General features: G+C 41.3%; 21 protein-coding genes and 2 tRNA genes (1 of these 23 cut by a window edge). 17 read left to right on the top strand and 6 right to left on the bottom strand.

Features of this window, described 5'->3' with window-relative positions:
• The 10 genes from AB3G73_RS14060 to AB3G73_RS14015 form a co-directional block, all read left to right on the top strand.
• Nucleotides 1–524, top strand: the 3' portion of a protein-coding gene (locus AB3G73_RS14060; RefSeq protein WP_148367038.1) for a MotA/TolQ/ExbB proton channel family protein. It extends 274 nt beyond the left edge of the window; only the last 524 of its 798 coding nucleotides appear in the window; the start codon falls outside the window, past its left edge; it ends in the stop codon at nt 522–524.
• A 33-nt stretch (nt 525–557) separates the two neighbouring features.
• Nucleotides 558–1163, top strand: coding sequence for a biopolymer transporter ExbD (locus tag AB3G73_RS14055; RefSeq protein WP_004296287.1), 606 nt, complete (start codon nt 558–560; stop codon nt 1161–1163).
• A gap of 15 nt (nt 1164–1178) precedes the next feature.
• A complete protein-coding gene (locus AB3G73_RS14050; protein ID WP_122138839.1) occupies nt 1179–1832 on the top strand; it encodes a biopolymer transporter ExbD in 654 nt (217 codons plus the stop codon).
• Nucleotides 1833–1858: 26 nt separating this feature from the next.
• A complete protein-coding gene (locus AB3G73_RS14045; protein ID WP_148367039.1) occupies nt 1859–2674 on the top strand; it encodes an energy transducer TonB in 816 nt (271 codons plus the stop codon).
• Between the two features lie 3 nt (nt 2675–2677).
• Nucleotides 2678–3622, top strand: coding sequence for a PstS family phosphate ABC transporter substrate-binding protein (locus AB3G73_RS14040; protein ID WP_148367040.1), 945 nt, complete (start codon nt 2678–2680; stop codon nt 3620–3622).
• Nucleotides 3623–3643: 21 nt separating this feature from the next.
• Nucleotides 3644–5110 (top strand): tetratricopeptide repeat protein, encoded by a 1467-nt coding sequence (locus tag AB3G73_RS14035; RefSeq protein WP_167511885.1) that lies wholly within the window; start codon nt 3644–3646, stop codon nt 5108–5110.
• Nucleotides 5111–5282: 172 nt separating this feature from the next.
• Complete coding sequence (locus AB3G73_RS14030) at nt 5283–6128, top strand: ATP-binding cassette domain-containing protein (RefSeq protein WP_148367041.1); 846 nt, start codon at nt 5283–5285, stop codon at nt 6126–6128.
• 6 nt (nt 6129–6134) lie between these two features.
• The gene (locus tag AB3G73_RS14025; protein WP_367745141.1) at nt 6135–6959 is read left to right on the top strand and encodes a hypothetical protein; all 825 of its coding nucleotides are present in this window, start codon (nt 6135–6137) and stop codon (nt 6957–6959) included.
• 11 nt (nt 6960–6970) lie between these two features.
• A complete protein-coding gene (locus AB3G73_RS14020; protein ID WP_004296279.1) occupies nt 6971–7339 on the top strand; it encodes a GntR family transcriptional regulator in 369 nt (122 codons plus the stop codon).
• Nucleotides 7340–7356: 17 nt separating this feature from the next.
• On the top strand, nt 7357–8163 hold the full coding sequence (locus tag AB3G73_RS14015) for a hypothetical protein (RefSeq protein WP_195649943.1): 807 nt from the start codon (nt 7357–7359) through the stop codon (nt 8161–8163).
• Nucleotides 8164–8334: 171 nt separating this feature from the next.
• Here AB3G73_RS14015 and AB3G73_RS14010 read toward each other — a convergent pair whose 3' ends face one another.
• Nucleotides 8335–9972 carry an alpha-galactosidase gene (locus AB3G73_RS14010; RefSeq protein WP_195649942.1) on the bottom strand — a complete coding sequence of 546 codons (1638 nt, stop codon included), beginning with the start codon at nt 9970–9972 and terminating at the stop codon, nt 8335–8337.
• 976 nt (nt 9973–10948) lie between these two features.
• Between AB3G73_RS14010 and AB3G73_RS14005 the strand changes: the two genes are divergently transcribed.
• The 3 genes from AB3G73_RS14005 (at nt 10949) to AB3G73_RS13995 (ending at nt 14694) form a co-directional block, all read left to right on the top strand.
• Nucleotides 10949–11137 (top strand): hypothetical protein, encoded by a 189-nt coding sequence (locus AB3G73_RS14005; RefSeq protein ID WP_320980701.1) that lies wholly within the window; start codon nt 10949–10951, stop codon nt 11135–11137.
• A gap of 289 nt (nt 11138–11426) precedes the next feature.
• The gene (locus AB3G73_RS14000; RefSeq protein WP_298047542.1) at nt 11427–13082 is read left to right on the top strand and encodes an ATP-binding protein; all 1656 of its coding nucleotides are present in this window, start codon (nt 11427–11429) and stop codon (nt 13080–13082) included.
• Nucleotides 13083–13107: 25 nt separating this feature from the next.
• The gene (locus tag AB3G73_RS13995) at nt 13108–14694 is read left to right on the top strand and encodes a hypothetical protein (protein ID WP_367745140.1); all 1587 of its coding nucleotides are present in this window, start codon (nt 13108–13110) and stop codon (nt 14692–14694) included.
• Nucleotides 14695–14798: 104 nt separating this feature from the next.
• On the opposite strand, the gene AB3G73_RS13990 is transcribed toward AB3G73_RS13995, so the two are convergent.
• Nucleotides 14799–14871, bottom strand: a tRNA-Pro gene (locus AB3G73_RS13990).
• Between the two features lie 13 nt (nt 14872–14884).
• A tRNA-Phe gene (locus AB3G73_RS13985) sits at nt 14885–14957 on the bottom strand.
• A gap of 199 nt (nt 14958–15156) precedes the next feature.
• Between AB3G73_RS13985 and AB3G73_RS13980 the strand changes: the two genes are divergently transcribed.
• The gene (locus tag AB3G73_RS13980; protein WP_234133713.1) at nt 15157–16425 is read left to right on the top strand and encodes a HAMP domain-containing sensor histidine kinase; all 1269 of its coding nucleotides are present in this window, start codon (nt 15157–15159) and stop codon (nt 16423–16425) included.
• A gap of 235 nt (nt 16426–16660) precedes the next feature.
• On the opposite strand, the gene gadC is transcribed toward AB3G73_RS13980, so the two are convergent.
• Nucleotides 16661–18358 carry a putative glutamine/gamma-aminobutyrate antiporter GadC gene (gene gadC / locus AB3G73_RS13975; protein ID WP_322019648.1) on the bottom strand — a complete coding sequence of 566 codons (1698 nt, stop codon included), beginning with the start codon at nt 18356–18358 and terminating at the stop codon, nt 16661–16663.
• A 216-nt stretch (nt 18359–18574) separates the two neighbouring features.
• Here gadC and AB3G73_RS13970 point away from each other — a divergent pair, with 216 nt between their 5' ends.
• A complete protein-coding gene (locus AB3G73_RS13970) occupies nt 18575–19354 on the top strand; it encodes a potassium channel family protein (RefSeq protein WP_148367046.1) in 780 nt (259 codons plus the stop codon).
• 162 nt (nt 19355–19516) lie between these two features.
• Here AB3G73_RS13970 and glsA read toward each other — a convergent pair whose 3' ends face one another.
• Both glsA and AB3G73_RS13960 read right to left on the bottom strand, forming a co-directional pair.
• Nucleotides 19517–20482 (bottom strand): glutaminase A, encoded by a 966-nt coding sequence (glsA, locus tag AB3G73_RS13965; RefSeq protein WP_148367047.1) that lies wholly within the window; start codon nt 20480–20482, stop codon nt 19517–19519.
• 8 nt (nt 20483–20490) lie between these two features.
• The gene (locus AB3G73_RS13960; protein ID WP_148367048.1) at nt 20491–21933 is read right to left on the bottom strand and encodes a glutamate decarboxylase; all 1443 of its coding nucleotides are present in this window, start codon (nt 21931–21933) and stop codon (nt 20491–20493) included.
• 250 nt (nt 21934–22183) lie between these two features.
• Between AB3G73_RS13960 and AB3G73_RS13955 the strand changes: the two genes are divergently transcribed.
• Both AB3G73_RS13955 and AB3G73_RS13950 read left to right on the top strand, forming a co-directional pair.
• Entirely contained in the window at nt 22184–23440 is a 1257-nt protein-coding gene (locus AB3G73_RS13955) for an MFS transporter (RefSeq protein WP_367745139.1), read from the top strand.
• Between the two features lie 3 nt (nt 23441–23443).
• Entirely contained in the window at nt 23444–24340 is an 897-nt protein-coding gene (locus tag AB3G73_RS13950; RefSeq protein WP_148367050.1) for a DMT family transporter, read from the top strand.
• The last annotated feature ends 54 nt before the right edge of the window (nt 24341–24394 follow it).

Genomic DNA, 24394 nt, shown 5'->3' with positions numbered 1-24394 from the left:
CATTGGCTAAGTTTGTAGCTAATATCAAAGACGCTTTAGCTGCAGGTGACATGAAGAAAGCACAGGAAATCTGTGACAAACAACGTGGTTCTGTTGCTAACGTAGTAACTTCTACTTTGCGTAAGTATGAAGAAATGGAAAAGAACACTGCTCTTCCTAAAGAACAGAAGCTGTTGGCTATCCAGAAAGAACTTGAAGAAGCTACTGCTTTGGAAATGCCTATGATGCAACAAAACCTTCCGATCATCGCTACTATCACTACTTTGGGTACATTGATGGGATTGCTTGGTACTGTAATCGGTATGATCCGTTCATTTGCTGCTTTGTCTGCTGGTGGTGGTGCCGACTCTATGGCTTTGTCACAAGGTATCTCTGAAGCTTTGATTAACACTGCTTTCGGTATCTTGACTGGTGCATTGGCTGTTATCTCTTACAACTATTACACTAACAAAATCGATAAATTGACTTACGGACTCGACGAAGTCGGATTCTCTATCGTGCAAACTTTTGCTGCTACTCACTAATTCTGCGAACCCTTATAAAATCTATTATTAATCATGGGTAGAGCGCAAATTAAAAAGAAAAGTACGTTCATAGATATGACAGCTATGAGTGACGTTACTGTATTGCTTCTGACTTTCTTTATGTTGACTTCAACATTTGTGAAGAAAGAACCAGTACAAGTTACCACTCCGGCTTCCGTATCGGAAATCAAAATTCCGGAGACGAATGTACTCCAGATTCTGGTTGATCCGGAAGGAAAAATATTTATGAGCCTCGACAAGCAGCAGGATATGCAGGCTGTATTGGAGAGCATGGGTGAAGAGTATGGCATTAAGTTTACTCCGGAACAGGAGAAGAGATTTATCTTGTCTTCTACTTTTGGAGTACCTATCAGAAGTATGCAGAAATATCTTGATCTCCCGGAAGATCAACGGGATAAGATCTTAAAGAATGAAGGTATTCCATGCGATAGTGTTGACAATCAGTTTAAATCGTGGGTACGTAATGCACGTACTGCTAACGCTGATCTACGTATTGCTATCAAGGCAGACGCTACGACTCCATACTCAGTGATAAAGAACGTTATGAACTCACTTCAGGATTTGCGGGAAAATCGGTACAATCTGATTACTTCTCTCAAAGCAGAATCTGAAAATTAAAAAGGAGGAAATACAATGAGTGCTGAAGTACAAGAGAGCGGCGGAAAAAGAGGAAAAAGCAAGCAAAAGAAAATATCTGTCCGGGTGGACTTTACACCGATGGTGGACATGAACATGTTGCTGATTACTTTCTTTATGCTTTGTACCACACTGAGCAAACCTCAGACGATGGAGATAAGCATGCCGAGTAATGACAAAGATATAACTGAACAACAAAAGAGTATGGTGAAGGCTTCACAAGCAATTACGTTATTGCTGGGAGCTGATAACAAACTCTATTATTACGAGGGAGAACCTAATTATAAGGATTATACCTCGTTGAAAGAAACTAGCTACGGCGCAGATGGACTGCGTGCCGTACTTCTTCAGAAGAATGCTGTTGCTGTCAATAAAGTAAGGGAATTGAAGCAGCAAAAACTTGATCTAAAGATCACGGATGATGAATTTAAGAAGCAGGTTTCTGAGATAAAGAGCGGAAAGGATACACCGACCGTAATTATCAAAGCTACTGATGATGCTTCTTATATGAATCTGATTGACGCGCTGGACGAAATGCAGATATGTAATATTGGTAAATATGTGATAACAGATATCGCTGAAGCTGATGAATTCTTGATTAAGAATTACGATGCGAAAGGTGGATTGTCACAGAACTTAGCCGATAATTGATGTAACACCTAAAAAAGAAAAGTAAAATGGCAAAATTAGATTTAGCTTCTTCGGAATGGTGTCAACTGATTTTTGAAGGCAAAAACCAAGCATACGGCGCATATAGACTGCGTGCCAATTCAACAAAACGACATAATGTCGCTATGTTGATTGTAGTGGTCATAGCAGCGGTTGGATTTAGTATCCCTACACTGCTTAAGTTGGCAACTCCGGAGCAGAAAGAAGTGATGACAGAAGTAACTACTCTGTCAAAATTGGAAGAACCTGAAATCAAACAGGAAGAGATGAAACGCGTTGAACCGGTGGCACCTCCTCCCCCTGCATTGAAGAGTTCTATCAAGTTTACAGCTCCTGTCATCAAGAAAGATGAAGAAGTGCATGAAGACAATGAAATCAAGAGCCAGGAAGATTTGAATGCTACCAAAGTATCTATCTCCATTGCCGACGTAAAAGGTAATGACGAGGCTAACGGTAAAGATATCGCAGACCTTAAGCAGGTGGTAACACAGGCTGCACCGGAACCGGAAAAAGTTTTCGATATGGTAGAACAGATGCCGACTTTCCCCGGTGGACAGTCTGAATTGATGGCTTACCTGGGTAAGAATATCAAATATCCGACTATTGCACAGGAGAATGGAACACAAGGTCGCGTTATTATACAGTTTGTTGTGGAACGTGATGGTTCTATTTCTGACGTACATGTGGCTCGTGGTGTAGACCCTTATTTGGATAAGGAAGCTGTTCGTGTGGTAAAAAGCATGCCGAAATGGCTCCCTGGTAAGCAGAATGGAAAAGCGGTACGTGTGAAGTTCACCGTTCCGGTAATGTTTAAACTACAGTAAAGAATGATGAAGAGACAATTAAGGCTGATAGGAATTGTTGTGTTAGCGACGTTGAGTGCTTGTAACTCAAAGTCAAAAGGACCGACGGATACTTATTCTTCCGGTGTGGTATCTATCGCAGCGGATGAGAGTTTTGAACCTATCATACAAGAAGAGATAGAGGTGTTTGAAAGCCTTTACCCTTTGGCCGGGATTGTCCCTCGCTACACAACTGAAGTGGAAGCGATAAATTTACTTCTGAAAGACAGTGTCCGGTTGGCTATTGCAACCCGGACACTGACTAAGGAAGAAATGAATTCATTCCACAGCCGTAAGTTTTTCCCTCGCGAGATAAAATTGGCTACGGATGGTCTGGCATTGATTGTGAATCGTGCTAATCCGGATTCTTTGTTGAGTGTACGTGATTTCCGCCGCATCCTTACCGGTGAAGTGAAAAACTGGAAAGAGGTAAATCCGAATTCCCGTTTGAAAGGGATTCAGGTGGTGTTCGATAATAAGAACTCCAGTACCGTACGTTTTGCAATGGATTCAATCTGTGGTGGAAAAGAGTTGGCTGAAGGTAACGTCAGTGCCTTGAAAACCAACCAGCAGGTGATAGATTATGTAGCGAATAATCCCGATGCTATGGGAGTTATTGGAGTAAACTGGTTGGGGAACCGCAGTGATACAACCAATCTTTCTTTTCGCGAAGAGATCAGAGTGATGTCAGTGAGTGCAGAGGATGTAGCAACTCCTGCTAACAGTTATAAACCTTATCAGGCTTACTTGTTTTATGGTAACTATCCGTTGGCACGATCTATTTATGCATTGCTGAATGATCCTCGCAGTGGGCTGCCTTGGGGATTTGCTTCTTTTATGACATCCGACAAAGGGCAGAGGATTATATTAAAATCCGGACTTGTTCCGGCTACTCAGCCGGTACGTATTGTCCACGTGAAAGACGAATAATAACTAAAATTAGAGACTATAATGAAAAGAGTACAAATGTTTTTGGCTGGAGCGTTTATAGCAGTAGGGTCGCTCTATGCGCAATCATCTGATGCCGAATGGCAGGCCGGGGTTGCGAAATTGAAAGAAACTATTCAGACGAATCCGGCACAGGCTGCTGAAGAAGCTGAGCATCTGATTAAAGGAAAAAATAAGAAAAATGTGGAATTGCTGGTAGCTATTGGAGATGCATATCTGAATGCTGACAAGATTCCAGAAGCGCAGGAGTATGCAGCTCTTGCCAGAAAAGCGAATGGTAAATCGGCTCTTGCTTCTGTATTGGAAGGAAATATTGCCGTAAAACAGAAAAATGCGGGTCTGGCTTCTCAAAAGTATGAGGAGGCAATTTATTTCGATCCGAAATGCACGGAAGCTTATCTGAAATATGCAGATATTTATAAATCAGCCAATGCAAGTCTTGCCATTGAGAAGCTGAACCAATTGAAGGAACTGGAACCGTCCAACACAGCTGTAGATAAAAAATTAGCCGAGATTTACTATTTAAAAAATGATTTTAATAAAGCGGTAGAGGCTTATGCGAATTTTGCAATGGGACCTACTGCTACGGAAGAAGATTTGGTGAAGTATGCTTTTGCTCTATTTTTGAACCATGATTTTGATAAATCACTCGAAGTAGCTAATATGGGATTGCAAAAGAATGCCCACCATGCTGCGTTCAATCGTTTGGCAATGTATAATTATACTGACCTGAAGCGTTTTGATGAAGCGTTGAAGGCTGCAGATGTCTTCTTCAAGGAATGTGATAAAGCCGATTATTCATATTTGGATTATATGTATTATGGACATCTGCTGGAGAGTCTGAAAAAATATGATGATGCAGTGGTACAATATGAGAAAGCGGTAAAGATGGATCCGACAAAGACGGATTTATATAAGAATATCTCTTCTGCATACGAACAGAAGAATGATTATAAGAAAGCAATCAGTGCTTACCAGAAATATTATTCATCTCTTGATAAAGAAAAACAGACTCCGGACTTACAGTTCCAGTTTGGTCGACTTTATTACGGTGCTGGTACGCAACCTGATTCATTAGCAATCACTGTTGAAGAACGCAAGCAAGCGTTAATGTCCGCCGATTCTACTTTCCATGCAATTGCAGAAGCAGCGCCGGACAGCTATTTGGGTAACTTCTGGAGAGCTCGTGCCAATTCAGCACTTGACCCTGAGACAACTCAAGGACTTGCGAAACCTTTCTATGAGGAAGTGGCCGCTTTATTGGAAAGCAAAAACGATCCTCATTACAATTCAGCTTTGGTTGAATGCTACAGTTATCTTGGATATTACTATTTGTTAGCTATCGAAAATCCGGCATTGAAAGCCGAAGCAAAGGCTAATAAAGATAAATCCATCGAATACTGGAGTAAAATTCTGGCTATAGACCCCGCTAATGCTACTGCTAAAAGGGCATTGGACGGCATCAAATAGTGAATAATTTTAGTTGTTTGTCGTGACAGGAGGAGTGGAGAGTGATCTTAGCTCCTCCTTTTTTTGTACTTTTTTCTTCTTTTCTATTGGAATATTCAAAAGATTGTCTACTTTTGTGGTGTACTATTACACTAATACACCTAAAGAACATTATTCATTAAACAGAAATACTATGATTACAGTAGAAAATCTTTCATTTACTTATCGTAAATCGAAGCGTGCGGTACTACATGATTTTTCGCTTTCGTTCGAATCCGGCAGGGTATATGGACTGTTGGGAAAGAATGGCGCGGGAAAATCTACTCTTCTCTATCTGATGTCCGGCTTGTTGACTCCTAAAAACGGTAAAGTGATGTTCCACGATACAGATGTGCGCCGTCGGTTGCCGGTTACTTTGCAGGATATGTTTTTAGTTCCCGAAGAATTTGAGTTGCCTTCGGTTTCTTTGGTCAGCTATATTGAGTTGAACAGTCCTTTTTATCCTCGTTTCAGTAAGGAAGAGATGATCAAATATCTTCATTATTTTGAGATGGATATAGATATTGATCTCGGAGCGCTTTCTATGGGGCAGAAAAAGAAAGTGTTCATGAGTTTTGCGCTTGCTACGAATACCTCTCTTTTGTTGATGGATGAACCGACCAACGGGCTGGATATTCCCGGCAAAAGTCAGTTTCGTAAGTTTATAGCATCAGGTATGTCGGACGATAAAACGATTGTGATTTCCACGCATCAGGTTCGTGACATAGACAAAGTGCTCGATCATGTGTTGATTATGGATGACAGCCGTGTGTTGCTGGATGAGTCGACAAGTAATATTTGCGACAAACTTTTCTTTGTGGAGAGTGATGATCGGGAATTGGCCAAAAGTGCACTTTTTGCAATTCCTACTATTCAGGGTAACTACCTGATCCTTCCTAATGAAAAGCAGGACGAGTCGGAACTAAACCTGGAACTTCTTTTTAATGCTACACTGGCTACTCCTGAAGAGATTGCCCGATTGTTTCACACTCAAAAATAAAAGACGATGATAAAAGATACTTTTTTCAGTTTGCCTCGTTTTATAAATCTCTGCCGTAAGGAGATGGTGGAGAATTGGAGATCGAATGTGCTTCGTATGGTGTTGATGTATGGAGTGATGGCAGTGGTAATGGTTTGGAATGGATATTTTGAGTATAGAAGTACTTATAATTATCAGGAGGATCCGGCGTGGGTATTTCTTCTTGTCACTTTTATCTGGGCTTTGTGGGGATTCGGCTGTTTGAGTGCTTCGTTTACAATGGAAAAGATGAAAACGAAAACGAGCCGTACTTCCATGTTAATGATTCCGGCAACTCCTTTCGAGAAGTTTTTCTCCAGATGGTTTGTATTTACGGTTGTGTATCTGGTTGTTTTCCTGATATGTTATAAGTTGGCGGACTATACGCGCTTTGCTGTCTATTCTTTAGCCTATCCGGAGAAGGATTTTATTACTCCTGTCGACTTGTCACATTTGGTTGGTGATGAAAAATATTATACTTTATGCAGGCGAGGGTTGGAATTTGGAGCGCTGATATCAGGGTATTTCTTTGTTCAATCCTTATTTGTGTTAGGTAGCTCTATTTGGCCTAAGAATTCTTTTTTGAAAACATTTGCATCGGGAACGATTATAGGCATAGTATATTTTTTAGTGGCTGCTTTGGTGAGTAGGGGGTTGTTGGAAGGCAGTAACAAGCACTATTCAGGAGGCGTATTGGAGTCACAGGAAGTTGTCATGTGGATCGTAATTGGCGTCGGCATCTTTTTTGCGTTGGTGAATTGGACACTGGCTTATTTCCGCTTTAAGGAGTCTGAAATTATTAATAGAATGTAATACCTTAACCTATGAATTTTAAAGAAAGTAAAGCTATTTATTTACAGATTGCAGATAGAATCTGTGATGAGATATTGCTGGGGCAATATCCGGAAGAGGAGCGGATTCCTTCTGTCAGAGAGTATGCTGCCATTGTGGAGGTGAATGCTAATACGGTGATGCGTTCCTTTGACTATCTTCAGGTACAAAATATTATTTATAATAAACGTGGCATAGGGTATTTTGTAGCTTCGGGAGCAAAAGAATTGATTCATTCTCTCCGTAAAGATACCTTTTTGAAGGAAGAATTGGACTATTTCTTTCGTCAGTTGTATACGCTTGATATACCGATAAAAGAAATAGAGACAATGTATCATGAGTTTATAAAAAAGCAGAAATAGAATAAAGACGAAATATTATGAAACGTACTACTTATATATTTATAGGCCTTCTCGTTTCCGGATTGATTGTAATTGTGGCAACTATTATTTTCATATTTATGTCGGGGAAGCCGTATCAGGAAGATGGAGCCTTTTTGGGTAATGAACAGGTGAAGATGGATTTGAATGGCATACATGTTATAAAGGTGTTTACCAGCCAGGATGGAGTACCTGAAACGAGACGTGTGTTTATTAGCGGCGAAATGAAAATAGGATCTACTGCCGCTTCGTCAGGGAAAGAACAGGTTTCATATCCCAAAGGGGACTATTTGAATGTTACCCAAAAGGATGATACTTTGTTTATGAAGTTAGATCTTAATGTGAACAATAGTCCGGAAAAGTATCGGGACAGAGATTATATCTTTGTGAGTGGTTTTGATGTGAGTTTGGCTGTGGATTCGCTGGCCAGTATCATTGCTGATGCAGAAGGCTTGAAATTGAATCTGATAAATGTTGAAACAGATTCATTGTTTGTTCGTGGTAATCGTTATAACATATCATTGGATTCTTGCCGACTTGGTTCGTTTGATATTCAGGGAAATGGACTGGACTTTCATGCAAAAGATAGTAAAATTGAAAACTTCTATTTGAATTTGGATGGTGTATGGAGATGGACATTTGAGAATACGGAAGTGGGGACGGAATATCTGAGTGGCAGCGATCGTCACTCTAATGATCTGCAGAAAGGAGAATGTAAGCGGGTGGTCTGGACACCTCTGACAGAAGATGCACGTTTGCAGGTGAATGTAAGAGAGGAAGCGGTGATTATGATAACACCGGAATAAACAGGAATAAGTATGAAGAGATCAAATATGATACGGATTACTAGACAGTATCTAAACTAAAAAGGAGCAATAATGGATTTTAAAGTGCCTCCTAAAAGTAAGATGAAAAACTTTTAGGGGCACATTTATTCCGTTATTGCTCCTTTTAATAGATGAGGTTATATAGTCAAATTACAGCGCTTTCTTCAGAGTGAAGCAGTCGATATCCGGTGCCCAGTTATAACTATTACCCATGCGAATAGTGTTGTATCCGGCTTTTAATTCGACGGGAACTGTGATTTGGTTATGACCATTATCCTCTCCCAGAGAGTCGATTTTGGTAATGATGCCGTTTACGTCCAGTTCTATTTGTCGTCCTTTGCCATATAAATAATGGATGGTCATATCATAGCGTCCGCCATCTTCGCTATATACTTCCCGCCATTCGGCATAATTTTCCGGTTGTCCGCCAAGGAAACCTACTTTCATTTTGCCGGAGGCTTCCTTATCATGGGCATAAAGAATACCTTTAGGATTTTTGCCAAGGTCATTGAAAAGAGGTAAATAAGCCCATTCCGCTTCGTACAAGGTCGGTTCCAAGCGTGTTTCACCTTCTATGCGGAGAAACATGGCACTGTGTGCAGGAAGCGTTTGTTCGAAGGTACCGGAGAAGTTTCCTAAATCACTATGTTTTACCAGATCACGTACTTTTACGTTTCCTCCAAATTCCAGTGAAGAGAACGGCACGGAGAAACTGCAGATGGTATCGGAAGGATTGTAAAGAGCTACTGCACGTACATTCCCACGTTTCTGTTCAATATCTTTAACGAGTACATAGCCTTCATTTTCATGCTGCACTACATAGGCCTGCAAGCCCAGCGGATCTTGGTTGAGGGCAATCAGTTCTTTATTAGTCAGCAGTTCGAGCGAAGAATCCGGTATGTTTTCCAGATTGCATCCGATAAGCAAAGGAGAGCTCATGATACACCATAAACCGAAATGAGCTTCTTCTTCTGTCTGAGTAAGACCTTGTCCGCCTACTTTACTGTCGTTACGGAATCCGATGACCATCATATCCATGTCATTATAATGTCCGTTTCCGGCATAGGCTGACAGGTAGAGATTCTTTCCTACTACATATCTTAATGATCCCCAATGTGCATTAATATCTCCACTGATACGCCAGGAAGTTGCTGCATCTTTAGCCCAAGTGCCTGGAAAAGCCCATCGGCAGATGTTGATGGAAACATCTTTGTTTACTTTGTCTATACTGTTCCGGATGGAAGTGTATCGTTCCTTTTCATTAAGTCCCAGCGCATCTCCTCCACAATAATCAATTTTGATAAAGTCGAAACCCCAGTCGCCAAAGTACAATTGGGCGTCTTGCGGTTCGTGTCCATAGATACCAGCTCCTATACCTGCTGTATCATTGTCCCACATGGAGCCACATGTGCTGTTGCCCGCATCGGTATAGAGACCGGCTTTCATTCCCAAGCTGTGAACGTAATCCGCAATCGGTTTCATCCCATTCGGGAAACGTTGTTCGTGGGTATGCATAATCCCGTTGTCATCGCGCTTTCCGAAATAGCCGTCATCAACATTGACATAATGATATCCGGCATCTTTCAGACCTTTTTTCACCATCAGGTCGGCTTGATGCTTGATGATGTCTTCGCTGATATCTACACGAAATGCATTCCATGAACTCCATCCCATGATGGGAGGATTGACTGTCTTTTCATTCTCGGAAAGGATAGTTTGAGTCTTTGTGCAACTGATGCACATAAATGAAGCTACTGCTACTGTAAAGAGATAAATCCTGTTTTTCATGATATAATGGGTTGTTTTTTATTACATATCCGTCCTGAATTTGTTCAGGTGACTGAATAGAAATAAAGGGCAACTTGCTGTACTCCAGAAAGCTACCCTTTGTTTTTGTCGGAATGAGGCGAATTGTCGCGCAATTATTCTCTCGCAAGGGTAACTGATTATTAAATAGTTATACTCCTTAAAATCTCACGGTTAGAACTTTCTCGTCCCGATTGCATCCCGGATAACGGGGCTTCATTCTTACTATTATTTTTCATAATGTTCATCAAAATTATTGCATTGTTAATTAGTATTTTGAAACTATATAGATTATTTCTCCAAATCTGATTCGCTTACATTGGCTTAAACCTTTATATTTTATAAAATTTATAAGTCTTTCTTTTACAGTCATGTATCGGTTTGCTAAATTGTTTTTAATTGTACAGAGAGAAATTCTATAAATTGGTTGAATTTTACAGATAAATGCTCCATGTTTGCATCGTGTTATAAAAATAACACCACGAAGTTAATAAAACATCTTGTAATAACATTAGTATAAATTAAAATTTTATCAATCATGGCATTTAGTAAGTATATAAAGCTTTCCGAATTAGCAAACTGATACAATAAAACGGATTGCTGACTTGCCGAGCTCGACTACTGCATCTGTGTACCGATGGATAGCAGGTAAAGCTTCCCCACCTTTTTTTAGAAGAGAATATATCAAGGCTTTTACGATCTTAAGATTGCTGCTTGGCTGAAAGAGCAGAAAATGTCAAGACTAAGATGCAAAAGGTTGACTTTTAATTAATTAGAAAGATTGAAAATCTTTTGGTCAAAAGGATAATAAATCCTATCATAATCATTAACGTAACGGTATGGAAATGAATCAAATGCTTATGATTCTTTTTAGGCACGGATTACACGGATTTCACGGTTTTAGCGTAGTGAGTGCGCAAAGCTACCGTGTAATCTGTGTAATCCGTGCCTAAATTTTATGACTTGTTTAATTCAGAACCGTACGAAAGAGAATCAAATCATGAAAAAAAACTTATGGATTGATGTGGTTGGTTCAGTAGAAGAAGTTGAACTGATGAAATGTAAATTGTATGCTAATAATGGGACTAAAGTGGTTAGAAAACTTTATATAATATACAGCGGTATTCTGTTGTGTAATTTATACTGATATATTAATTTTTATATCAGACTATAGCTATGATGAGGCCCTCTTCGGGCTGCTAAAACAATTAAATAATACAAATTAGAAAGTTCTAATAATTTCCTATATTATAGTGTTCATGGGAATTTCAAGCATAAATCATTTCTTTCTGATAGCCTGCATATTAACCTTGGAATATACTGGGCTGAACCTATTCGTTTTGCTGTATGTTCTCTTTACATAGACGAAGAAATCAGAATCGTCACATTTGGTCGGTGAATGTGGCATATTGTTTCACTTTTAAATGTATACGAATATGAAAACTTTATTTGTTTTTCTGTTTGTTTTGCTTGCATTTTACTCCTGTGATATGGACGATCCGATTAATGCAGAAGATTCATTGGTTACAACCGATAAGGAGACTGATGCTATCGAGCTAACTGCCCAATCTGGTAGTTATCTCATCTGGCTTAATGGAGCAAGTGCAGAAACAAAGAAGATTGCAGATCAGCTGCAAGCAGTGAACCACTATGACAAGGCGTTGTCTTTTAACGATTTACCTGGAGTTGATAAGTCGGCAACATTGGTCGCGATGGCAAGAGATACACTGAATGACTTGACTATCGTTGGTAATGTTGCCGATTTTATCGCGGGTACATATACTCCTGAAATGATACAAGATGTTCGTCACAATCGTCAGGGAGTGATCCTGATTGCCAATGACAGCAAAGGCGAAGATTTGAAAGAACAAATGCTGAAACTTTTCGGACTTTATGTAGATAAGGGATATTATAAAGTTAGTTTTCCGCGTGAGCAACGGTACGCTTATTATGATGTGAATGATCCGGATGCTTTGAAGAAACTTTGTGGTACTGGAGGGCTTATTCCCAATACACGTGATATGTTTTCTGCTCCCGGACCTACAGATGATCCATCGGCTCCGGAAGTAACTGCGCGGGCATTGCATGCTATGAAGAAAATTTATATCAGCAACCGTTTTTATGTTTATACTAGCGACTACAAATATCATATGACGGGATATGAGTCGCTTTTGCCTTATACGGCGGAAATTCGGAATTACGTTCCAAGAGATGATAAAAGGTATGATGGACTGGTAGACAGGGAATGGACTATTGATGTATATAATCTACGCATTTATGCTCCGACCAATGGAGATAATATGATTGCCGTCTACAGTTCGGGTGGCAATGGATTCTCCAACAGGCTTGACAATTCACTGGTATCGCTCAACAATCCACCCATGTATGAAGTTTGGGCACTAATTTGGGGATTGCGTAACAATGCCTATACGAAGATTAATATCCGTGATGGCCAGCGCTCGCAACTGAACCTGAAACTGATTGATTTTGCACCCGGGCTGCCGGAAACCGAAAGTACCATCGGGCATTCGTACAGCAAGAGCGTAGGCTTTGATTTGGGAGTAAGCCCCGTTTTGAAAGGTGATTACTGTTGGGGGAAATCCATCACTTATCAATTATCGGAGATGACTCGGGAGGTGACTCGTACTATCACCGATGCCGAGATGGAGTATTGCTGGAAGTGGTATCCTGAAACTCTCTTTCGGGGTAGTAAGGCTATGAAAGCGAATGGCATGATTGATGGTGCTGCTATGATTTCGCCTGCATGGTATGATATTCTCTACGATCATGTGGCGGGTACTCCAGGTACGGACAATGTTTTCTGCGACTATGATAACGATTTGCAGTTTAATCAAAACCTGCTCAATTACCAACAGGAGTGTGCTATCACTGCTCGGACAACTGGGGCATCGGCAGGTGTGGTAGCTGTTGAAATTACTGATGGGATGGCGTTGCAGCGTGGAGGAGCCTGGTTCACCAGCTGGGGGCAGGCCGTCCTACATCCTTTGCCCAGTAGTGCCGGCACAGCCTATGATACAACGGTAGATGTGCATAAAACCACTACCGTATGGATTGATTATAATAATTGGTAAAACGAACTATTAAAAAGGGATTACGATGAGAACAAGAATATTATATAAGACACTCTTGCTTGCAAGCCTTTTTTTCGAGGCATGTGTACAGGATGATATCAACGATGATCCGGTGGCTAATTATAGTAACGAAGAAAAGAAAGATGTCGTCCTGATTCGTATGGGAACCGATGATGCTGAAGTAAAGGATATCACTTCCCGCCTGTTTAACAACATTCCTGCGTCTTGGGAGATTGGGAAAAAAACGATTGTTGACTATGATAAAATGGCAGATCCGGAGGCGGAGCTTAATACTGATATTAAGAACCCGGATATCTATGCGACGGTTGTATTAAATATCAATGATGTGATTTCCGGCAAATATCCGGTATCTTTATTTCGTATGCTGAAGTTTTATAAACGGGATTTCTACATTATAGCAACCGGGACTACGCAGGATCAAAAAAATGAAATGCTTTCTTTGATAGGGGTATATATGGAACCGGGCTATTATGGTATCAACTATGATAACGTTCAGCATTATCGTATCTTCCCTTCTGCCGATCCCTATGCTAAGGATAATATGATAGGCAAGGGAGTGAAATCTTTCAGCCGGAGGTTATTGACCCATTCTGTCGATAATCTGCCTGAAAGTCTGGAATTAGATCCCGGATACAATGCACAGATGGCTGACAAAGAAGCTTTGAAACGTATTGAAATTTATAATCGTATTTATGGCTATGCTCAAGGAGATATGAATTATTCCATGCAAGCGGTTCCTTATAAGATGAAAGAGGGCGCCACTCCGGATGTGATAATAGATAATGCTTGGTCAATAGATGCCTATAACTTTCAGATATATAGTAAAAACAATAACTGCATATTGAGTGTAACAAACACTGCCGGCAATGGTTTTACGGCTAATATCAAGGATTATACAACTCCCAAGGGGATTGATGTATATGCTTATATCTGGAATATGATGCGGCAAGCATCCAGTGAGGTGACAATTCACTCTGATGGAGGTATTTTTCGGGAAGTCAGTTATCAACCGCAAACGGTGAATCATGGAGCTAGTTATACAGAGAACTCTTTTTGGAAAGTATCTGTTGAAGTATCGCCCGTCAAGTTGGCAGAGAAACCTTGGGAAGCTCTTCAAGTATCATTTGGCAAAGAGTCATCTACAGATGTATCTTATAAAACTCTGTCCATGGATTATTCTTGTAAAGGACAATTTGGAAACGGGGTGTATAGTAAACTTTGGCAATTTATTCCCGGTGAGTTTTACGACAAAGCGGAAGCTTTTGTTTACGAAACAAGCGAAGGAAAGCGATGGATTGATGCTGCGCAGGCTATGACCCCCAATTACGTGACATGGGGAGGTTATACGCTACGTCAGAACTATTTAAGCCATATCAATAACAGTATGAAATTACATCAACAACAGTGTATCTATTCTTTGAGTTCAGATGCACAGCCCGGTGTCGTTTCTGTTGTCATTACTGATGCCATTGATCTGCAAAAGTCTTATGTGCATTATAACTGTGGTATCCGCTATGGGCACGATTCAGCCAAGACAGATCTCAAAATGACGAAGATGGTCTGGATTGATTTTAGACAATGGGATAATTGAAAAGCTATTAGATTAATATAGGGTAGCCGTCCCGATTTCGTCCCGGCTGTTATTGAAAAATCGGGGATAACTTTCTGCTAATCAGCTAGTTAACCCCGATTTTGTCGGAATGAGGCGACTCGAACGCCCGACCCCTACGTCCCGAACGTAGTGCGCTACCAACTGCGCTACATTCCGATTGCTTAAGAAGTGGTGCCACCAGGAATCGAACCGGGGACACAAGGATTTTCAGTCCTTTGCTCTACCAACTGAGCTATGGCACCTTTCTCGTTTGCGGGTGCAAAGATAAGTATATTTTTTAATACCGCAATAACTTAAGGGGAAATTTTTACCAATTTTAGACTCGTAGAAATATAAATGCATTTTTGCTAGAATAAATATGTAGATAAACAGCTGTTTGTGCGACATATTTTATAAATTTACGGACTGAAACGATCAAAACAATATAAACACTCTATTACTATGTCATTACTGGCGATTATTGTTATAATAGTTTTGTTAGCTGCCTTCATTTATATGTGGGCAAAGTGTCAGTCACTCCAGAAAGAGGTGCATTTGAAGGAAAACAAAGAGAATGAACTTAAAAAGTTGGCTCTGGTTTTGCAGAACATCAATGCTTACTTTTTATTGATTGACAAAGATTTTGTAGTTTGTGATACCAATTATTATTCTTTGAACCATCTTCCAGTTCAGGTAGGTGGAGTTACAAAAAGAGTGGGGGATTTGCTGCATTGTAGAAATGCGATTGCAGCCGGTGAATGTGGTCAGCATGAACAATGCAAACTATGTTGTATCCGTGCGTCTATCGGTAAGGCTTTTTGCAAGAAAGCAAGTTTTAAAAATCTGGAAGCTTCCATGAAGTTATTGAGTGAGGATGAAACGAAAGTGACTCCTTGCGATGTATCGGTATCGGGTACTTATTTGAATATTCATGGCGAAGATTATATGGTGTTGACTGTTTATGATGTGACGGAGCTGAAAAATGCGCAAAGGCTACTGTCTATTGAAAGAGAACATTCTGTTTCTGCCGATAAATTGAAATCTGCCTTTATTGCTAATATGAGCCACGAGGTACGTACACCGCTAAATGCGATTGTCGGATTTTCGGGCTTGATGGTATCGGCTTCCAGTGAAGAGGAACGAAAAATGTATGCTGATGTTATTGCAGAGAATAATGAACGCTTGTTGCGCCTGGTGAATGATATTTTTGATCTTTCTCAAATAGAATCGGGAACAGTAGATTTTGTTTATACAGATTTTGATGCCAATGATTTACTAAGAGAGTTGGAGGGAATTTTTAAAACGAAATTGAATAACTCGTCGGTGGAATTGGTTTGTGAGGCACACATACAACCTATAATGATGTATTCGGAGCGGGAACGTATCATTCAGGTATTGTCCAACCTATTACATAATGCAATGAAATTCACCGAATCGGGTGAAATTCGTTTTAGTTGTAGCCAGAAAGGAACGGAAGAAGTTTGTTTTGTTGTGTCCGATACAGGCATTGGCATACCGGAAGAGGAACAGAAAAAAATATTCTCACGTTTCATAAAACTCGATCGTGAAATGCAGGGGACAGGACTTGGGCTGACTCTTTCACAAACGATCCTCCAAAATCTGGGTGGAAGTCTCGAACTTGATTCGGAAATTAACCGGGGATCTATTTTCAGCTTTGTGTTGCCACGGGTGATAAAGCCGGAACGGATAAAGCCACAGGCAATAAAATAAGATTCTTCAATCGACAGGTATTGTATCGATTAAATGATGGGGAACATACTTCTAAATAAGAAGGCTGGAGAAAATCCCCTAAAATAAATCACCCTCACTACAACCGTGGAGTGCATCCCAAAGGTTTTATAACTGACTTTAGGGGAGCACTTCACTGTAGTGAGGGTAATTTTATAAGTTCAAGGCTGTTTGAATAACCTCTTACTTTTTTGTGAACAGGATGGACACTTAGTCTTTACGACTTAGGTGCATCCTTATCTTTGTCTCCGGTTCCCGGAGATGCTTTGCCGGAAGTAGAATTTCCACTGGATGTAGCAGAACTGCTGTTTGATGGAGTAGCACCGGAGGCGGTGGCACCAGAGGATGCCGCATCAGAAACTGCTGTACTTGTCCCGGTTGCGCCTCCTGTATGTACAGAAGTTGCGGTAGGACGGGCAGCATTAGTGTTATTTGCACTGACATTGACAGTGGCTGGTTGAGCTTGAACTTCCCAGTGGAACGGTTCGAAATTAGAGTTAGGATCTACCCAAGACGGTTTCTTGGAAGCGTAGATAATAAACGGAGCAACAACAACGATAATAGCACCGATAATCAGTACGGAGAACCAAACGGTGTTGCTACCTGTAGAGATCTGGCTGGGCGGGATGAAGCTGAGGATAAAGGCAAGTAATGATCCGCAGAAACCAAGGCCACCGACAAACCACATCAGACCGTTGCCGGATTTACCGATACGGAACGGACGGTTGAGTTTCTTCATCTTATAACGCAATGCGATAGCTCCGGAGAACATCAACAAGTACATAATCAGATAAAGAATAACTGTCAGCTGTGACAGAATCTGATAGAAGCTCTGTACGGACGGCATGACAACGAACAACAGACTTAATACAGTTACAGCGATACCTTGTACGAACAGGATATTCTTCTGTACACCCAGTTTGTTTGTTTTCTGGAAGAACGGAGGCATATATCCGGCTTTGCCTACGGCAAATATACCTTTTGACGGACCGGCAACCCATGTTAATACACCAGCCAGTACACCAAATGCAAGGGCGACGGCAATGATTGGTGACAACCAGGAAGCATGGATATACTTGAAATAGTTGTCGAAACCGACAAGCAGACTTTGAGTCAGGTTGATATCTTTTGCAGGGATAATCACACCTAATGCAAAAGTACCCAAAACGAAGATCAACACTGTGATAAGTGCACCGATGAATACGGCTTTCGGATAATTTTTAGAAGGATTCTCTACGTCTTTTACGTGGATACCCCCCATTTCCATACCGGCATAAAACAAGAAGATACTGGCAGCAAGAACGACATTGTCAAAGTTGGTAAAGTCGGGGAAGAAGCTGCTATTGAAATCCATATTGGAATGTCCGCCGCTTGCCAGATAAATGATTCCCAAGATAATCAGCAGGGCAGCCGGGATAATTGTACCGACCATACCACCGACTTTGGCAACTTTACCTACCCAGCTCATACCTTTCAGGGAAATGAAAGTAGCCAGCCAGTAGATGATAAGTACTACGACGAGCGTATAATACTTATTGTTTGCCAGTGACATGTCATGTACGTCATTCATTCCGATGAAAGCGATAGATACGGCACCAAACGTTAACACTGTCGGATACCAGATCGTACTTTCGATCCATTGTACCCAAATGGCGAGGAATCCCAGCTTTTTGCCGTAGGCTTCGCCTACCCACCGGAACACACCACCCTGTTTATCCTGAAACATCGCCGCCAATTCGGCTGCAACGAGCGATGTAGGGATTAGAAAGACAATAGCTGCAAAAAGATAATAGAAGGCCGAACTCATTCCATATACGGCCTCGGCTGGTAGTCCACGCAAGGATACTACTGCCGTAACATTCATGATAGCCAGGGTAAACACGCCTAGCTTCACTGCATTTTTAATATTCGCCATAAGTTAAGGTTTTAAGTGAAAAATATTTTAAAGTCAGTGTTATAACAACATTTTGCGTGAGATGTTTCCGCAATCTCTTTCAAAGTTCGTTAATTAACATCCCCGAAATGGGAGATTGTAATCCCGGATTTACTTCTTCCGAAACAATCGCTTTCTTCGATTGTTTCTAAACCATCTAAATAATATATGAATCATTTTATTATAAACTAAGTAGTTATGAAATCAGCGCTTTCAGATTTTATTTCCGGGAAAAAGGGAATCTATGGTATTCTTCACATTATTATATTAATAATGTCCCTATTCCTGGTTATCAGTATCTCGGTGGATACTTTTAAGGGAATACCGTTTTATACACAGTCTTCGTACATGAAAGTACAGCTATTTATCTGTCTTTGGTTTCTTTTTGATTTTGTATTGGAGTTCTTTCTGGCAAAACATAAGGGACGTTATTTGCGGACGCATTTTATCTTTTTATTGGTGGCGATTCCTTATCAGAATATTATCGCTTATTATGGGTGGACATTTTCGGATGAGATCACCTATCTGCTCCGTTTCATTCCTTTATTGAGAGGAGGATATGCACTTGCCATTGTGGTCGGCTGGTTGACTTACAACCGGGCTTCGAGCTTGTTTGTTTCTTACCTGACGATGTTGCTGGCAACAGTCTATTTTTCCAGTCTGGCATTTTTTGTGTTGGAGCATCGGGTGAATCCTTTGGTGAATGGTTATGGAGATGCTTTGTGGTGGGCTTTCATGGATGTCACTACCGTCGGCTCGAATATCATAGCGCAGACGGTGACCGGACGTGTACTTTCCGTTTTGTTGGCTGCTTTAGGCATGATGATGTTTCCTATCTTTACGGTTTATATAACCAATCTGATTCAGCAATCCAACAAACGTAGAAAACAATATTACGAGGAGGAGGAACAACAGAAAAAGGCTTCCGCACAAAAAGAATTGGCGGAAAAAGCAGCCGTGCAAAAAGCAAGTACATAATAATGTGCTTGCGGATAAGGGCAAGAACAATAGTATTCGTTACTAAATGAATGAACTCCACCTTGTCCCCCCCCAAAAAAAAAAAGGTATGGGGAATAGAAAAAGGTTACTATCGGGAGATAGTAACCTTTACCTTTCTTATAAAAGAGATAGAGAGAGTTTTTAGTCAACAACGGTGATATGGTTGTTGCTAAATACATTCAATTCCAGCTTGTTCATGATGTATTGAATAGCTAACTGCGCTTTCACGGAGTTGCCCGAACCATCCAAAGGAGGAGCAAATGCGGCAATACCGAACTGTCCGGGCAGAACACCCATCACACCGCCACCTACACCTGTTTTAGCAGGAATACCGGAAGTATACATCCAGTCGCCGGTATGTTCGTAGAAACCTACTGCGGCAATCATGGCAGTGATCTTGGGAGCTAGTGCGGCATCAAAAACCTCTTTTTTAGTCACAGGGTTCACACCACCGTTGGCGATTGTACCAGCTGCAATGGAAAGCTGCAATGCGGTAACTCCCAATGAGCATTGGCGGGTGTAAAGGTCTAATGACATATCCGGGTCATCATAAATCCGGTTGTAATTCTTCAGCAGCCATGCGATAGAACGGTTGTTGAAGTTGGTGTCCGATTCAGATTTGTACAATTCATCAATCAGTTGCGGGGCACTTCCGCATAGGTCTGTTACATTTCCTACGATGGCCTCCCATTTCCCGGCAGAGTCTCCGATAGGTTTCACCATGCTGCAGGCAGAAATGGCTCCGGCGTTTACCAGCGGAGTAGACGGATGGTCGTTCTCCAGCAAGATAGCGATGATTGAATTGAAGGGCAAGCCTGTTGCGTCCGCTCCAATCTTGTCCAGGATTTCTTTAGCACCGTATTGGCGCAGTGCCAGGATAGCCGTATGCACTTTGGATACGGATTCTATACCGAAGCGATAGTCAGTGTCTCCCACATGGATGGTCTGCCCGTTGAGCAGGCAGACACTGATTCCAAAGAGATCCTTGTTGACATTTGCCAGATAAGGAATATAGTCGGCATTCTTGCCGCCGGTATTGGTCTTTACCTGATCGTATGCCTCCTGTACCACTTCTTTCAATTGAGCGAGTGTTACTTTTTTATCCATAGATCCTTTTATTTTTTTACGGTTTTACGGCGACCACCGTGGTTGAACATCTTGGCTTCTACCGGAAGATTCTTTTCTTGAGCCATGCGGGTAGGAGTCGGATATTCCAGTTTTTCCAGTTCGGCGATGGCATTGTTGATGTCGCCCAGAAGCATATCTGCCATGTCGCGGCTGAATCCCTGACGAACAACGACACGCATCACTACATAATCTTCCAGTTTAGAAGGCAATGTGTAAGCAGGAACCATCCAACCGTGTTGAGACAATTTGTCTTGCAAATCATACAAAGTCCATTTGGCGTTCTTTGCATATTCCGGTTTCATATACCAGATGAATAGTGGGTTCACGACATCTTCGGAGTAGTTGACGAATGGAACCATCTTAGCTATTTCGCTATGGATATATTTGGCTATTTGCAGAGAGTTGTACTGCACTTCTTTGTAACCCTGGAATCCTAAACGGATGAATTGATAATATTGTCCCAGAATTTGTGCGGCCGGACGAGAGAAGTTCAAACCTACCTGTGTAATGTTGGCTCCCAGATAATTGACGCTGAATGACATTTCTTCGGGCAGATATTCTTTGCCTTTCCAACAAACCCATCCGAGTCCCGGATATACCAAACCAAACTTGTGGCCCGATACACTGATAGAAAGTACCCATTTCAAACGGAAGTCCCATTTCTTTTCCGGATACAGGAACGGAAGGATGAAACCACCACTGGCGGCATCTACGTGGATAGGAATGTCATAACCGGTCTTGGCATTGTAAGCATCCAGAGCTTTGTCCAATGCTTCGACATCATCATTCAGTCCAGTCCATGTAACACCTTGAATCGGTACGATACAGATGGTGTTTTCATCACACATTTTTAGAGCTTCTTCGGGGTCAAGAGTGGTTTTTTCAAGTGTCAAAGGCACTTCACGCATTTCGATCTGCCATAACTGTGCAAACTTTTCCCAAACAACCTGGAAACCTGTAGAAATAACAAAGTTTGGTTTATCAAACGGTTTGCCCTGTGCTTGTCTTTTCTTACGCCAACGCAACCAGGCAGCTACACCACCCAACATACATGCTTCTGAAGAACCGATAGCCAAAGCACCTGTTTTCCAAGTCTCTTTTTCAGGAGAGTTCCACAAGTTGGCAACGATGTTGATACATTTGCCGTTCATCACAGCGATACGCGGATATTCTGTTTCATCAATGTAGTTGATGTTGATGGCCTCATTCATCAGCTTGGTAGCATATTCGTCCATATAAGTGGTAACGAAAGTAGCCAGATTCAAACGGGGCTGAGTTTGAGCAAATGTTTCATCTTTCACCATTTGATAGGCGACTTCAGGAGTAGTAGGTCCATCAGGTATTTTCTCTACCGGAGAGGGTTGTAACATTCTGTCTGAACCAAATACATCGGTTTTTGCATCACCTTTTCTGAAATTTAAATCTTCCATACTAATTTGTTTTTTTTTAAAGGTTTAGGGCGATGGGGATTTTCCCCGTCGAATTTCCCACAACAACAGCAGATAGGTTTGAAAGTTTCCGGCTTTTACATTATTTGGCGTTTATTAAGGGGGTGGGTTTGCCTGCACGGAAGAACTTCCCGGGATGCTTTTAAAGCAATAAAGTCCGGATATACGTCTTTTGAACTTTATAAGAAGACTATTGTTTTCTTCAAACCTAAACTTTTAACGAATAAGCATTATGAAGATACAGACGGGACGGGGAACAATTCCTCTTATTACTTTAATTGCCATCTGGTCTATTTCGGCATTGACTTCATTGCCGGGACTGGCTGTTTCACCTATATTGGGTGATCTTACGAAGATATTTCCGGAAGCTACGGATCTGGACATACAGATGTTGACTTCGCTACCATCACTGCTCATTATTCCTTTTATATTGCTGGGTGGTAAACTGACAGAGAAAGTCGATTATGTCCGTGTATTAAAGGTCGGACTCTGGCTTTTTGCCGCGAGCGGCATTTTGTATCTGATTTCCAATCGAATGTGGCAATTAATTGTGGTAAGTGCTTTGCTCGGTATCGGTTCCGGTTTGATTATCCCTTTATCTACCGGATTGGTTTCCAGATACTTTGTAGGAACCTATCGGGTGAAACAGTTCGGATTAAGCTCCGCTATTACTAATTTCACGTTAGTGATAGCAACTGCTGTAACGGGCTATCTTGCAGAAGTCAGCTGGCATTTGCCTTTCCTTGTCTATCTCCTCCCATTGATTTCCATTCTGCTGGTAGGACATTTGAAAGAAGACCGGACGGGAGAAGTCGCTTTTACGCCCTCTCCTTCCTCTTCTGCAGATACTACAAAAGACAACGAAGCCTCCGAACAATCTACTTCCATAGATATAGGAGGCAGCAAATACGGTATTCACATCAAACATCTGATAGAGTTGATGCTCTTCTATGGCGTGATAACATATATCGTGGTAGTAGTGATCTTCAATCTACCTTTCTTAATGGAAAAGCATCACTTTTCCAGTGGCAATTCCGGATTGATGATTTCACTTTTCTTTCTGGCTATCACCGCTCCGGGTTTCTGTCTGGATAAGATCGTAGCCCTGCTGAAAGGACGTACGAAAGCATACAGCCTGCTGTCAATAGCGTTGGGACTGCTATTAATCTGGATAGCTCCAATCGAATGGCTGATTATTCCCGGATGTATCCTGGTTGGTTTGGGATATGGCATTATTCAGCCTATGCTTTATGATAAGACCACTCAGACCGCACTGCCGCAAAAGACCACATTGGCTTTGGCGTTTGTGATGATGATGAATTATCTGGCTATCTTGCTTTATCCCTTTATTGTCGATTTTTTCCAGTGGATATTCCATACCCAATCACAGGAGTTTCCTTTTATCTTTAATCTTCTGATAACTATTGTTACTCTTTTCTGGGCATATCGGCGCCGTAATACCTTTTTGTTTAACGACCAATTGAAATAAAAAATGAAGAATAAGAAACTGGAGGCCAATCTTAGCATGGCTGTCTCGAAAGTATTTAGCGGTTTAAATATGAATGCCTTAAAGTATCTTCTGCCTTTGTGGATGAGTCCATTGACGGGAGCCGCGCTTCGTTGCACATTTGCGGCGGCGGCTTTTTGGGTGATCGGGTGGTTTATGCCTCCGGAGAAATCGTCAGCCAGAGATAAATGGCTCCTCTTTCTGTTGGGGGCTTTGGGACTTTACGGTTTTATGTTTCTCTATCTGTCCGGATTGAGTAAAACAACTCCTGTTTCCAGTTCCATTTTTACCAGTCTCCAGCCTATTTGGGTTTTTCTAATGATGATATTCTTTTATAAGGAGAAGGCGGGCGCTAAAAAAATAATAGGAATTTCTATCGGTCTGATAGGAGCGTTGGTTTGCATCTTAACCCAGCAAAGCGATGATTTGGCCTCTGATGCTTTTATGGGGAATATGCTTTGTCTTCTTAGTTCTGTGGTGTATGCTGTCTATCTGATTCTTAGTCAGCGCATCCTCACGGCCATTGGAGCAATAACGATGTTGCGATATACCTTTTCCGGTGCTGCCGTGTCTGCCATTATAGTCACATTTATTACAGGATTTGATGCCCCGGTATTCTCCATGCCGTTCCATTGGACACCTTTCCTTATTCTGATGTTCGTATTGATTTTCCCTACCACTATCAGTTATATGCTGCTGCCTGTCGGTTTGAAATATCTGAAGACAACGGTCGTTGCTATTTACGGTTATCTGATTCTGATTGTGGCGACCATTGCCTCCCTTGCTCTAGGACAAGATCGCTTTAGTTGGACGCAGACGTTTGCAATCATCTTTATTTGTATTGGAGTTTATCTGGTTGAAGTAGCCGAAAGTAAAGAATAGTAAAGAAAAAAGGCATTCCATCACGGAATGCCTTTCATTATTTCATCATCATGT

Origin of the sequence: Bacteroides sp. L008, from assembly GCF_040812255.1 — a bacterium.
Taxonomy (GTDB): domain Bacteria; phylum Bacteroidota; class Bacteroidia; order Bacteroidales; family Bacteroidaceae; genus Bacteroides; species Bacteroides vicugnae.
This window is presented reverse-complemented; position numbering and strand designations above follow the sequence as displayed.

Excerpts from the sequence above, each read along its gene's own strand:
- AB3G73_RS14055 (WP_004296287.1), top strand. The coding sequence starts at position 558 with ATGGGTAGAGCGCAAATTAAAAAGAAAAGTACGTTCATAGATATGACA.
- AB3G73_RS14050 (WP_122138839.1), top strand. The coding sequence starts at position 1,179 with ATGAGTGCTGAAGTACAAGAGAGCGGCGGAAAAAGAGGAAAAAGCAAG.
- AB3G73_RS14045 (WP_148367039.1), top strand. The coding sequence starts at position 1,859 with ATGGCAAAATTAGATTTAGCTTCTTCGGAATGGTGTCAACTGATTTTT.
- AB3G73_RS14040 (WP_148367040.1), top strand. The coding sequence starts at position 2,678 with ATGATGAAGAGACAATTAAGGCTGATAGGAATTGTTGTGTTAGCGACG.
- AB3G73_RS14035 (WP_167511885.1), top strand. The coding sequence starts at position 3,644 with ATGAAAAGAGTACAAATGTTTTTGGCTGGAGCGTTTATAGCAGTAGGG.
- AB3G73_RS14030 (WP_148367041.1), top strand. The coding sequence starts at position 5,283 with ATGATTACAGTAGAAAATCTTTCATTTACTTATCGTAAATCGAAGCGT.
- AB3G73_RS14025 (WP_367745141.1), top strand. The coding sequence starts at position 6,135 with ATGATAAAAGATACTTTTTTCAGTTTGCCTCGTTTTATAAATCTCTGC.
- AB3G73_RS14020 (WP_004296279.1), top strand. The coding sequence starts at position 6,971 with ATGAATTTTAAAGAAAGTAAAGCTATTTATTTACAGATTGCAGATAGA.
- AB3G73_RS14015 (WP_195649943.1), top strand. The coding sequence starts at position 7,357 with ATGAAACGTACTACTTATATATTTATAGGCCTTCTCGTTTCCGGATTG.
- AB3G73_RS14010 (WP_195649942.1), bottom strand. The coding sequence starts at position 9,972 with ATGAAAAACAGGATTTATCTCTTTACAGTAGCAGTAGCTTCATTTATG.
- AB3G73_RS14005 (WP_320980701.1), top strand. The coding sequence starts at position 10,949 with ATGACTTGTTTAATTCAGAACCGTACGAAAGAGAATCAAATCATGAAA.
- AB3G73_RS14000 (WP_298047542.1), top strand. The coding sequence starts at position 11,427 with ATGAAAACTTTATTTGTTTTTCTGTTTGTTTTGCTTGCATTTTACTCC.
- AB3G73_RS13995 (WP_367745140.1), top strand. The coding sequence starts at position 13,108 with ATGAGAACAAGAATATTATATAAGACACTCTTGCTTGCAAGCCTTTTT.
- AB3G73_RS13980 (WP_234133713.1), top strand. The coding sequence starts at position 15,157 with ATGTCATTACTGGCGATTATTGTTATAATAGTTTTGTTAGCTGCCTTC.
- gadC (WP_322019648.1), bottom strand. The coding sequence starts at position 18,358 with ATGGCGAATATTAAAAATGCAGTGAAGCTAGGCGTGTTTACCCTGGCT.
- AB3G73_RS13970 (WP_148367046.1), top strand. The coding sequence starts at position 18,575 with ATGAAATCAGCGCTTTCAGATTTTATTTCCGGGAAAAAGGGAATCTAT.
- glsA (WP_148367047.1), bottom strand. The coding sequence starts at position 20,482 with ATGGATAAAAAAGTAACACTCGCTCAATTGAAAGAAGTGGTACAGGAG.
- AB3G73_RS13960 (WP_148367048.1), bottom strand. The coding sequence starts at position 21,933 with ATGGAAGATTTAAATTTCAGAAAAGGTGATGCAAAAACCGATGTATTT.
- AB3G73_RS13955 (WP_367745139.1), top strand. The coding sequence starts at position 22,184 with ATGAAGATACAGACGGGACGGGGAACAATTCCTCTTATTACTTTAATT.
- AB3G73_RS13950 (WP_148367050.1), top strand. The coding sequence starts at position 23,444 with ATGAAGAATAAGAAACTGGAGGCCAATCTTAGCATGGCTGTCTCGAAA.